This is a genomic window from uncultured Legionella sp. (assembly GCF_937871865.1).
Lineage (GTDB): Bacteria > Pseudomonadota > Gammaproteobacteria > Legionellales > Legionellaceae > Legionella.
The window spans coordinates 21,024-32,752 of the sequence record NZ_CALMPD010000024.1; the positions used below are offsets into that span (position 1 = coordinate 21,024).

An 11,729-nucleotide genomic window follows, 5' to 3' on the forward strand; every position below is an offset into this window, starting at 1 on the left:
CAACCTCTATTTTAAAATACTTGGAAGTACGATTGAGTTGGATGTTCTATTAACATTATTAGCATCAGTTGCTGTAATAGAAATCAGTGTTTTCCTCGGAGTTGTAATATTTCCTATAATGAATCGATTGTTTTTGTTATCAAGCCGAATGGTTACATTATTTAAACCATTCACTGTATAAGTGTCTTCGGATAAAGGGATGCAATCACCGTAGTTAACATAAGCTTCTGTAGTTCTCATCGGGTTACGGTTAGCCTGGAGTAGTACTGGTGCCTTTGGAACAGTGGGAGTGATAGATGTATTTATTCTGGATACATTAAAAAAGCTGCCATTTTCTGCTCTTACCATAATACGTGCAGTGGATGTATTAAAATTGGGCACACAAATTTGCTGCCGGCCATTATTCTCAACGTGACTTAAAATATTGAATGGGAATGTAAGGCCACCGTCTGTGGACATAAATATATCAACAAATTGGGCGTTAACTGGTCTATAGTTCGTGTTTGCCGTATTCCAGGTAATAGGAGTTGAAGAACCTCCAATCCAATTAATATTCGCTCTGTTTGGGTATGTGATAACAAAAGGTCCAGCGGTTGCTTCTGTTCTTAGAGAGACATCACTATAGGCATTACAGGAGCCACCGGGAGTATTATTTCGTACTGAAACTCTAAAATTCAGGGCGCGAGATACCGAGGGCAGTACCTCCCAGGTAAAAGGTCCGTCATTTGCCAAAGCCTGTAAGGCAGGTAAAAAACGAGTTGCATTGAGACTTGGAGGCATGCTGCGAAAATTAGGTCCCCCAAGAGAGGTACTTACAGGAGGTTGAGGACTAATTTCATTGTCTATCTGCTCCCAGGCATAAGTCAGTTGCGCTCCTGGAGCATCAGATCGTGCAACACCCGTTACTGCAAATGGAGTATTTGCTGGAATACTTATTATTTTTGTATCTGGAGTAATGACAGGAGCGGAGGCTATAGGAGCTGTGATTGGGCACGTATGTTCTGCACTTGAAATAAATGCGCCCATTTCCTGCAAGCTAACTCCATGAAAATAGGGATCTGAATTATTTTGCACATTAGGAGGGCAAATTCCCGCATATCCCATGATGGTACTGCCACTTCCTGGTTCTACAGCTGTGGGAGGGTTGCGTTGGCAGCGGTTATTTTGAGTATGATTGGCTCCAAATTGATGTCCTATTTCATGAGCGACATAATCTACATCAAACGGGTCTCCCTGGGGATCGTCCTTTCCTGTCACTCCCATTGCTTTTTCGTAAAAATCACACACACTTCTTAGTGCCGCAAGTCCACTGCCTGCTGCGTCAACAAGATGACCAATGTCGTAATTATCCGAGCCAATGATTGAATCAATATTGGTTTGATTTTCTATAATCAGCAATGGAGGCTCACCACTTGTATAGGGTTGTGGCGGGTTTACGTAGATGAGTTCTTCATTATTGCTAATTAATTGCAAGGTGACGGCTAAATTCGTTTCATAAATTCCGTTCACTCGATTTACTGTGACCGTTTGAGCCGCAACGGCATCAGCTTTAGTTCCACCGACAGCTTGGGTGTATTCTATTGTTGCTGCCATCGCCAAGCGGTATTGTCTTGATTGGCAAGTATTAAAATTTGCAAATTGATTTAATTGTTCAATGGGTTTTACATGAGCTGAACTAGTCGCAACACCACATTTTAATTTTTTATCCGTATAAAAATCCTTTTGATTGTAAACAATGTGATACTGAGTGTTATTTCTTTTAAATGGGTCTATGTAAATAGGGCTCTTGCCTGGCCTCATAATCATGGCATGAAAGCCACGATGAGTCGTATCCAACTTTACAAATTCATTAGAGTTAGTGATTCCATAAGCATCATAGGTTCTGATTTCTGGAAATTTAGCCGCTAGATCAGGATGCATCGTGTTATTTTGAACGATCTTGTAGTGATGAAGACTTCCATCAGGGAATGGAAGCGCAATAGTTGTTGGAGCTCCACTTTTTAAATTATCTTTCTTGGAAACATTTTTTAATAAATGCCTAAGCTGGTTCATATCAATCTGAATCACGCGATAATGATTGGCATTAATATCAGGCTTTCCCAACGTCGCGATTTTATTGGGGGCTACTTCATGGAAAAATTGTTGTGATTGAGCATAAGTCTGCAAGCAATGCAGAAAGAGAATTAGGCTGCATAATATCCGTATCATTTTAGAGTTCTCATTTTAAAAGACTGCTCATTTTATCAATTTATCAATTGCTTACAAGATTTTTTAATAACCTGATTTTTTTTATGTGTTCTCTACAAGTCAGGCACAATTTCTATTTGTCTGGAAATAATGAAGCAGGATAATATTTATGATAAAAATTTAGTAAAATAACCTTAGTCAAGACTGTTTTTTTATTTTTTTTGTTGTTACGATGTCTATCGACCTAAACCTAGGTACGTTCTTTCTCTTGTGGATATTTTTTTTACCTCCCTGACTCTCACTATAAATTAAAACTCAATTAAAATTGATAACCTCTTGATGTATATGACTTATCTTCGTTTTATGCTCTTCTTTGATATTAATTATTTATCCACATTTTCTGTGGATAAGTCTGTGAATAGGCTCTTAATCTTATTCCAAATTCAAAGAGGAAGTTAATCTGTTAGGTAATTATACATAGTGTTGGCAGGATACTAAGGTATAGCGAAGGAGCTCCTGAATCCAGGAGCTCTGCAAGATGATGGTCAAAATGGCAGTGAGCATGAGGGCGTATAAGCACAAATTACTTAAATTAATGCCATTACAGAACAACTTCTTTTATTTGTCCTGGAGTATATTAATTTTATTTACAAAGCATTTGGTTTCACCGCTCCAGGGCATGGTATATGCGTCACAATGATAACTAATAATTACGTGTTTGTTGTTTTGCATTGCATATTCCGCTTGTTTTACCAGTTCTGATTTAAATTGACCTAAGGTAAAAAAGAATGCTCGCCCACTAACACCACTGGCATTTTCCAGGCCGCCTAGAATGATCTCCCCTTCGTAGGTCCCCCAAAATTTGCCTTCTTTAGCTACTTTTACAATAATTCCTGATTTCTGTCCTTTTTGTACAGTCCAGCACCCAGTTAATAAACAAGTGGAAATGAGTACAATTGAAGATAAGAGTAATTTTTTCATGATTATCCATGTCTAGGGTAAATTAAATCTTTTTAGTTGATACCTGATAATATTATTATAGGATCGCAATGAAACGTAACACTATTTGCTCTTGCTTGAATATTAATTATAGTTCATTTCATCAATGATCTTGATGAAGGCACTTGTTTTATGGTTGGGCATCAATAAAATTTTTTATCTTTTCAAGGCAATAAAGGATAAATTGATAATTGAGTCTAATTTTATATGAATCGCTATGATGGGGATTAAATTTTATGATTTCAATCAGATCTGTGCACGCATCCGAATTAATTGTGTGTATAGTTTCTTTGGTATCTTGCCCGTATTGATCTAAATCTAACCTGCCATTTCCATGCAAAAGGCAATTACGAATTTTAGACATATTAATTAAAGCCACCCAATGTTCATTATTCAGACGATAGCCTAGCTCAAGCAGAGGAGTCTCAAATCGTGATATGCTCGCCTTTTTTTTTATTAGTTGATGTTCACATTCATGGTAGAGCAACTCTTCAAGTTTTGCATATATCTGTAGAAAAGTTGTATCAATTAAGAGATTCCAGCTTTCCTCACACCATTTCAGCTGCTTTTTCTCATCTAACGTCAGCGTTTCTTTTGATTCAAGATAAGTCATGTCACTTTGAACTAATCCAGCTGTCAACTCTAATATTTTGAGCTGATATACAAAACAATCTTGCGTTAAAAATTTAAATTGGTTCATTAATTATTATTGGTCATTACAAAATGAGGCGTATTTTGCTGGATATTATAATGAAATGCTAATTTTATATGTGAAATAACTTAATCTTGTTTGTTAAAATAGGGATTATTGATTTTTCCATTTAAAATTTAGATGTTCGCGCTATTTTTTGTGAGAATTATTGAGCTTACATTTATTTGGGATGACTTGTTCATTTTCGGTTAAATCGTCATTCAGTTCATGCTCAAAGCCAAGCTGGGTAAAATCCTGTTGTTCTAAAGCTTGAATATCAATCTTTTTTTCTTTCAACGGTATAGAGGAGGTGATGCAAAATTTATTATTTTTCAAAAAATGTGCCAGTCAAGACTGTTTTTTCAAAATTTTTATTGTTACCATACAACTCCCATTTCCATAGAAAATCGCTGTATGCTTGTGGATAAAATTTTTAACACCATCTTGCTCTTCCTTTGCCTCCATTATCTTTAAAACAATAAAACCCTTATAAAACAAGAACTAACTCTTTTTCTTGCTTATTTACGACAGCTGTATTTATCCACATTTTCTGTGGATATCTCTGTGAATACATCGGGGATATACAATAAATTCCGGCACTAAAGTGAGTGAGTGAACTTTTAGCAATGCGCTTATAAATACTTATGGTGTAAATAGTTCTTTAGGGGAGGCTAGTAGAAAGGGGAGACTCATCACTGCATAATGCATTAATGAGTCATGAATTTTTTCGAGTAGTCTTCCACATCCTTGTGGAAGGTATCATCCTTGATACCAGACAAAAGTCCTTTTAAGACGTCCATTGTCATTACTCACTTTAAATATAGCAAAAGCGCTTAAATAAAGCATAAAGATAATCCTTCTATATCATGTAAGAAATCTCTTATAGTGGCTAGAGATATAGAGGGATTGTTGATATTCGAATATTGATTTGCATGTAATGACTTGCGTTTTGCTGTTGATTCTCTGTAGGCCTTAAGCGACGTTTTGTACTACATATTTTCTAACTCTCTCCCCCAATGGGGAGAGAGGACAAACGGGCTTCGAAAGGGAGATGTTTTTAGCTGGTGGCGCTGCTTGTTTATTAACGGGTTGTTACTCTACCTTCTCTAATAAGATAACATCTGAACCGCGGATATGGGTAATTTTTTTTGCTGTTACCGATGTGTTCTGCAATATTTGTTGTATATCAAAAAATAAATCAAAACCATGATGATTTAGGGGGCGTAGTAAGAAATAAGCTTTTCCTTTGTTTGCAAGAGAGTTTTCTAGGGCCAGGATGAAGTCTTGGAAGGAGCTGTCTAAATAAAATCTGCAACGATTTTTGAATGCAGAGGGGGAAAGCATTCCGTGACCTTCGAGAAAATATGGGGGATTACTGACAATCAGATCAAATTTTCCTCCCCATTTACTTCCATGCAATTCATTATAATTTAAAAGATGCCAATGGCATTGTAATTCTGGTCGGTTGACGTTAGTTATATTTTGATAAAAATATTCAGTATATATATCCTGAATTTCAACAAACTTAATTTGCCGTATTGCTCGAAGGTGCCATGATAGCTCAATCCCTATGACACCGCAGCCAGCACAGAGATCTAATACTCGTAATGAATCAAGATCAGTATGGGACTCTAATTGAGTTGCAACAAATCGGGCCAGGTGAATTGAATCAAGACTAAAATGATATTCGTCAGGCTGTTTGTAATTATAAGTGAAATACATCGTTTGGTTCGTTCTGTAATGCATTAACAATTTTGAATGCATCGATAAACCACTATAATAACTCTATAACCAGAAGGCGACAAGTAATTGAATGAAAGGTGACCTAATACCTTAGTGTATCCTCAATAAGGGGAGGCTAAATGGCTGCACTGAATTAATGGGGGTACGATTGCTGGATACCGTGGCCAAGCCACGATAATTCGGTACGATATACTATATTCTGGGCCTTTTAGCTGCTGAGCATTTCTCATCGTCTTCGTCTTTGTTTTCTAAGGCTCTTTTTGTTCTCAGCTCAATTGCCGGCGTTTCTATTTCCATATTATCAATTTGCTTTAATTCTTCATCCATAAGATCAATAATTGCATTGATTGGCTCAATATTGGTTTTCGTGCGACCTTTACTCGGTAAAGGGGCATTTATATTGGCAGGAGGAAATAAACGGCCAGGAAACAAAGGATGAGGTTTCGTTGACAGATTGCATTGTCTCATAATTGGAGTTGGGGCTGATGTGTTGATTAATCTGGATTCCATTGTAAGAGGAGTTAATAACGAATTTGAGTTGCCTTGATTGAGAATAGGACGCAGAGAAAAAATGCTACGTTGTAATAGAGGCGGTTGAATCGGTGGAATATTTTTTTGAATCATTGGTGTAGCATGTTGAACCAAGGCCGATGGGATGTTGGTAGTTGATTCATATAAACTTCTTATATGAGGTGATGTCTTTATATATTTCCTAAAGCGTGTTTGCATCTGGTAACTTACGGTGTCTTTTGGCATTAAGGAGGCAATTTTTTCAAAATCATCTTTAGTTTTTATTGTCCTCTTTAAAAATGGTTCATCAGTGGGTCTTCTGAAGGGGTTACGTATACTTTCATGATTAGGATCATTAAAAAGAGCATAGATAAATGGAAGGCGCACTGTTTTCCGTGATATTTTATTGACCATATTTACAAGGCAATCGGCATCATTAATTACTGCTTTTATTTCATTAATTGTCAGATTGGATTGTGCACTAAAGATAGTATCCAAATATTCATTTGGTTTTTGTTTTTGGGTAGTAAGCTTCAAACGAGCATCCAGCTTTTGTAATACCAATGTTAAATTAGTAACCGTGTCATTTGTGATCCCATTTTTTTCTACTGAAGGCATTAGAGGGGGAAAAGGGTGGGGGCTGGCATCTATACGTTCTAGTATTATCGGTCTTACGTTTAGTGTCGGAATGCTGCTCACTCTTTGCCCGTTGGTGCTTATTCCCACACCGCCAATTCGTCGGCTTAAGTCATTCGTGGCATTTGCTCCCATAGTTTTTAGGGTAGCTGCAATTAAATTACTGGCGATTTCCACAAATTTAGGAGTTGATTTACCTTTTAGTACCTGGTCGCAACAATAAAGTGTGCATTGACCTCGATTGAGAGTGCTTAATTTGTTTTCAAAGTCTTTTTTTAACTCGTGCGGAAGATCCGTAATTTCTATTTTTGTAGAAAAAAATACATGTGCCAAATGCAGCCAGGCTTCCGTATTATTCCTATTGGCCAACAAAGTTTGGCCGATACAATAAGCTTGGCGTTGAGGATAGGTCATGTTGTCATAATTAAGGATGAGTTCTTTCCATTTTTAGTAGGTATATGAATGCAATATTGGAATTAATGAGGGCTTTGAAACACGGAGAACAGTAAGGTAAATCAACATTAAATATGCTTGAACTTCTTGTATACCGTTCATTGTAGATGAAGTAAATTATTTCGATAATTGGATAAAAACTCCTGACTTTTTAAATAGTTGATTAATGCCTTATTAATATTGCTCTGTAGCATAGGGTTAGTTGGATTAATGGCAATAACACCATGATATTCAATATCATTAATAGGCCCTAAATCAGCAATGGTATTGGATGAGTTGACGTTCCAATAACCTGCGCTATATGAATCAGTCAATGCATAGTTTATTTTGCCCTTTTTTAACGCATTAATTAATGCATCATCCTGATCGTAAAAAATAAATTTAGTGTTTTTGAATTTTAATTTCTGAAATTGCTCGAAATAGTTTTTATCAGAAGTGCCTATATTTGTATTATTTAGTTGCTCCAAATTAAACTGAGCGTTTGTATTATTTTTTAGTCCTATAACATGAATTTTTATAATTAAATAGGGAAGTGAATAGGCTACTTCTGAAGAAGTTTCATCAGGCATGCTTAAGCCACTTACTGCTATATCTATCTTTTTATTTGCAACTGCTGCAATAAGATCATCCCAGGGCATGGCCGTTAATGTACATTCATAATTTAATTTTTTGCATATGTATCCTGCCATGGATATATCAAAACCAGTGAAGTGTTGGGGAGTTATTTGCATCACAAAAGGAGGATCAAAGTGGGAAATTCCTACTTTTAGTTCTTGTCCATAACTATAAACAGTGAAAGGTAAGGTAAAAATACAAATTATAAGGATTAGACACTTTCTCACAGGAACCCCTTAAAATGTAATATTTACATTATAGGACAGGTTTTATAAAAATTATCAGTACCACTGCTGGTGGGCGGTACTGGGAAATAAGGGGACTCTGTTGCAATGTGGTTTGGTATCTCTATAGGATGCACATGTGTGTGTTCTGGGTAGGGAACTTTCCTGAAAATAAGCCCTCATCTGTGGATGATGAGGGATAATATTGATTTGAAAAACACTTTTATCTACTTAAAACCGATGCGGTCATTCTTGATATACAGGTTTTTTTACCTTCCTCATTAAAATGATAAATCTCCCATATTTGTGTGGTACGTCCGATGTGTATTGGTTTTGTTATGGCTGTAACAAGACCATCTCTCACTGAACGTATATGATTGGCGTTTATTTCCAGGCCAACACAGTAAAATTCGCTTAAATCAACAACCGCGTTAGCAGCAGTGCTCGCTATTGTTTCTGCTAATACGACGTTAGCACCGCCATGAAGAATACCTATAGGTTGTTTTGTTCGTTCATTGACAGGCATGGTGGCTGTTAAAAAATCATCCCCTATCTCTGTAAACTCGATACCAAGAAATTCAGACATAGTATTTTTGCCGCGCACATTCAACTCTTCTACAGTAATCTGTTTATTAAACCATATAGACATTTTAACTCTCTTTGTTATTGGCTTGTTATTCTTTATTGCCACACCGGACAATCAATTAAATTTTTATTTTGAATTGTTTCTTCAGAATATTCAAATGTAATTTGTTTCGTGTGAGATAATTTATTATTTAAAAATAACTGTTCGAAATCAATGGTGTTAATTGATATCTTGGTTTTTAACCAATACGTTACTTAACCTCCCTCGATATAGAGGACACCTTGTTTAAAAGGGTATAATCCCAGTAACGTGGAGTAATGATGAGCAACAACAGCTACACAAAAGAGCCATTATTCTTTTCTGCGGGTGGACTGATGGGCATTTTCTACCCGTATTGTCTCATAACTCACATCAATACCTCGATACAGCAAGCACTCTGAAACATCGCGGTAACTGTCATTAAACCGATGATAACTCCGTACTGCAATGCTGATTAACTCCAATGGGTAACGATATCTTTTCGGTTTCCTTTCTAGCATCCAGAGCGTCCTACAAATAAAATACAGTTTAGATCAATAGTTTAGTTGACGCTGCCTTTTGTTGCCTTTTTTCTTTATCAGTAACGGCCATGCAGCTGAAAGAAGCAATACAATTATCGTGACTAATAATACATCAAAAGATCAAGTGGTTTATTTACAACTTGAGCAAGGTAATAAGCAGACATTATCACCAGAGACCCAAGCTTATTACAAAAATGCAATTGGGTGCCAATTTCCTGATAATCCATTTAGTGGTCAGGGCAATGATCATACATGTCATTTTGCCTTGGCAAAAAATACTAGTGTCAATATAGCTATAGGTGCAAGCGAAACACACCTTAATCCCTGAAAATTGATTGTTTCCATATCAGCAGAAGAAAATCATTTTCCTCAAGGTCCATGCAATACAACATTAGCAGAATTCACTTTAGATGATGAAAATCTCGATAGTTATGATGTGAGTTTGGTTAATGGTCAAAATCTTAATATGACCATCCAGGCTGATACGAGCAACAAGCCTATAATTCTGAACTCATCAAATCTTAACGTCATTAAGAATACCTACGGAGTTTATCCTCCCGGATGCTCACGTTGTGTTGATGGTATTGGTATTCCACCAGCTTGGGCTGGTGAGCCTCAAAAAAATACTCAGAATTGTCCTGGATATGGTTTGACTCCAGGACCAATGCCGCAAGGATCGTGTAAGTCCGGAAATGAAATGGATCCCAAACCTAATGGTTGTCAGGTAACGTCTCAGTCAACAGGAGCAACCTATACTGTAATTTTTAGCGATAAAAGACCTTGATTTTGCTAAAACACTTCAGTCGGACGGATTGATGGTTCAAATACACTGAGCTAACTACTTATGGAGGTTGAAGGAGCTAGCCTTGAACCGAAGTAGATTGATGAAGCAAATAACAGTCAATTATTGCTTATTGATTGGCGTACAGACTTATTTTGCTATTTCGATACATGGAACTACTGCAAATTCAGATAAAATACTGTATATTACATGCCTACTTTAATCCCTATTAAGTTTATGAGAGTACTATGGCTGCTGATAATGATTTAGACCTATATAGAAATATTGGTATCTTCGCCCACGTTGATGCCGGAAAAACCACCACTACTGAGCGTATTCTGAAGCTCACTGGCAAGATACACAAATCAGGCGAGACTCACGATGGTACATCAACAACTGACTTCATGGAACAGGAAGCTGAGCGTGGTATTACTATCCAGTCAGCAGCAGTAAGCTGTTTCTGGAAAGGTACGCGTTTCAACGTAATCGATACCCCAGGACACGTAGACTTCACTGTAGAAGTATATCGCTCACTGAAAGTACTTGATGGCGGTATCGGTGTGTTCTGTGGTTCTGGCGGTGTTGAGCCTCAGTCTGAAACCAACTGGCGTTATGCGAACAATTCTAAAGTATCTCGTTTGATTTTTGTAAACAAACTTGACCGTATTGGCGCTAACTTCTTAAAAGTAACAGATCAGGTTAAAAAAGTATTGGGTGCTGATCCATTAATTATGACTTTACCTATCGGTGCTGAAGATGAATTTGTAGGGGTTGTTGATTTATTAACTCGTAAAGCTTATGTTTGGGACGAGAGCGGTCAACCTGAAAACTTCAGCGTTACTGACGTTCCAGCAAACATGCATGATGACGTTGAAATGTATCGTGCTCAATTGATTGAAATGGCTCTTGAGATGGATGATGAGTTGTTGATGGCTTATCTGGATGGAGAAGAGCCTTCAATTGAAGATATTAAACGCTGCATTCGTAAAGGTACTCTTGAATTAGCATTCTTCCCAACTTATTGTGGTTCAGCCTTTAAAAATAAAGGAATGCAATTGCTACTTGATGCAGTAGTAGACTATCTGCCCGCTCCTCAAGAAGTGAATCCTCAGCCTTTGACAGATGCAGAAGGTCAGCCAAACGGTGAATTTGCTATTGTATCTCCTAATGAACCATTTCGTGCTTTGGCATTCAAAATTATGGATGACCGTTTTGGTGCTTTGACTTTCGTACGTATCTACTCAGGAAGACTGAACAAAGGTGATACCATTCTTAATTCCTTCACCGGAAAAACTGAACGTGTTGGCCGTATGGTTGAGATGCACGCGAATGATCGTATTGAGTTACAAAGTGCTCAAGCCGGCGACATTATTGCTATTGTGGGCATGAAAAACGTTCGAACTGGTCACACTCTTTGCAGTCCAGATCATGAGTGTACGCTTGAAGCGATGGTTTTCCCTGAGCCGGTTATCTCTATTGCTGTTTCGCCAAAAGATAAAGGTTCTACTGAGAAAATGGCTATTGCCATTGGTAAGATGGTAGCAGAAGATCCTACATTCAGAGTTGAAACTGATGAAGATTCAGGTGAAACTATTCTTCGCGGTATGGGTGAATTACACCTGGATATTAAAGTAGATATCCTGAAGCGTACTTATGACGTTGAATTAATTGTAGGCCAACCACAGGTTGCTTACCGTGAAACCATCACTAAAACGATAGAAGACAGTTATACTCATAAGAAACA

11 protein-coding genes and 1 pseudogene are annotated in these 11,729 nt (G+C 37.2%); 3 read left to right on the top strand and 9 right to left on the bottom strand.

All coding sequences use genetic code 11. From position 1 onward, the window contains the following. Positions 1 to 6: 6 nt before the first annotated feature. The 9 genes and pseudogenes from Q0495_RS01470 to Q0495_RS01510 form a co-directional block, all read right to left on the bottom strand. Positions 7 to 2,208 (bottom strand): reprolysin-like metallopeptidase, encoded by a 2,202-nt coding sequence (locus Q0495_RS01470; RefSeq protein WP_298622325.1) that lies wholly within the window; start codon positions 2,206 to 2,208, stop codon positions 7 to 9. Between the two features lie 597 nt (positions 2,209 to 2,805). After that, the gene (locus tag Q0495_RS01475) at positions 2,806 to 3,168 is read right to left on the bottom strand and encodes a hypothetical protein (protein WP_298622327.1); all 363 of its coding nucleotides are present in this window, start codon (positions 3,166 to 3,168) and stop codon (positions 2,806 to 2,808) included. Positions 3,169 to 3,316: 148 nt separating this feature from the next. Beyond that, positions 3,317 to 3,886, bottom strand: a complete 570-nt coding sequence (locus tag Q0495_RS01480; RefSeq protein ID WP_298622329.1) for a hypothetical protein — start codon at positions 3,884 to 3,886, stop codon at positions 3,317 to 3,319. A 141-nt stretch (positions 3,887 to 4,027) separates the two neighbouring features. Continuing rightward, positions 4,028 to 4,213 (bottom strand): hypothetical protein, encoded by a 186-nt coding sequence (locus Q0495_RS01485; RefSeq protein ID WP_298622331.1) that lies wholly within the window; start codon positions 4,211 to 4,213, stop codon positions 4,028 to 4,030. 756 nt (positions 4,214 to 4,969) lie between these two features. Further along, positions 4,970 to 5,599, bottom strand: a complete 630-nt coding sequence (locus Q0495_RS01490; RefSeq protein ID WP_367274360.1) for a methyltransferase — start codon at positions 5,597 to 5,599, stop codon at positions 4,970 to 4,972. A gap of 213 nt (positions 5,600 to 5,812) precedes the next feature. Continuing rightward, the gene (locus Q0495_RS01495) at positions 5,813 to 7,180 is read right to left on the bottom strand and encodes a hypothetical protein (protein ID WP_298622334.1); all 1,368 of its coding nucleotides are present in this window, start codon (positions 7,178 to 7,180) and stop codon (positions 5,813 to 5,815) included. Positions 7,181 to 7,317: 137 nt separating this feature from the next. Beyond that, the gene (locus Q0495_RS01500) at positions 7,318 to 8,061 is read right to left on the bottom strand and encodes a transporter substrate-binding domain-containing protein (RefSeq protein ID WP_298622336.1); all 744 of its coding nucleotides are present in this window, start codon (positions 8,059 to 8,061) and stop codon (positions 7,318 to 7,320) included. A 220-nt stretch (positions 8,062 to 8,281) separates the two neighbouring features. After that, a complete protein-coding gene (locus tag Q0495_RS01505) occupies positions 8,282 to 8,707 on the bottom strand; it encodes a hotdog fold thioesterase (protein WP_298622337.1) in 426 nt (141 codons plus the stop codon). Positions 8,708 to 9,033: 326 nt separating this feature from the next. After that, a pseudogene (locus tag Q0495_RS01510) lies at positions 9,034 to 9,183 on the bottom strand (IS6 family transposase); the annotation flags it as partial. A gap of 118 nt (positions 9,184 to 9,301) precedes the next feature. Between Q0495_RS01510 and Q0495_RS01515 the strand changes: the two are divergent. The 3 genes from Q0495_RS01515 to fusA all read left to right on the top strand — a co-directional run. Beyond that, entirely contained in the window at positions 9,302 to 9,532 is a 231-nt protein-coding gene (locus Q0495_RS01515) for a hypothetical protein (protein ID WP_298622338.1), read from the top strand. A gap of 3 nt (positions 9,533 to 9,535) precedes the next feature. After that, entirely contained in the window at positions 9,536 to 9,988 is a 453-nt protein-coding gene (locus Q0495_RS01520; RefSeq protein ID WP_298622339.1) for a thaumatin family protein, read from the top strand. A gap of 245 nt (positions 9,989 to 10,233) precedes the next feature. Then, positions 10,234 to 11,729 (top strand): elongation factor G (gene fusA, locus Q0495_RS01525; protein WP_298622340.1); only part of this gene is annotated, 1,496 nt, incomplete at its 3' end.

Bases quoted from the DNA above. Each gene is read 5' to 3' on its own strand.
- Q0495_RS01470 (WP_298622325.1), bottom strand. From the start codon at position 2,208: ATGATACGGATATTATGCAGCCTAATTCTCTTTCTGCATTGCTTGCAG.
- Q0495_RS01475 (WP_298622327.1), bottom strand. From the start codon at position 3,168: ATGAAAAAATTACTCTTATCTTCAATTGTACTCATTTCCACTTGTTTA.
- Q0495_RS01480 (WP_298622329.1), bottom strand. From the start codon at position 3,886: ATGAACCAATTTAAATTTTTAACGCAAGATTGTTTTGTATATCAGCTC.
- Q0495_RS01490 (WP_367274360.1), bottom strand. From the start codon at position 5,599: ATGTATTTCACTTATAATTACAAACAGCCTGACGAATATCATTTTAGT.
- Q0495_RS01495 (WP_298622334.1), bottom strand. From the start codon at position 7,180: ATGACCTATCCTCAACGCCAAGCTTATTGTATCGGCCAAACTTTGTTG.
- Q0495_RS01505 (WP_298622337.1), bottom strand. From the start codon at position 8,707: ATGTCTATATGGTTTAATAAACAGATTACTGTAGAAGAGTTGAATGTG.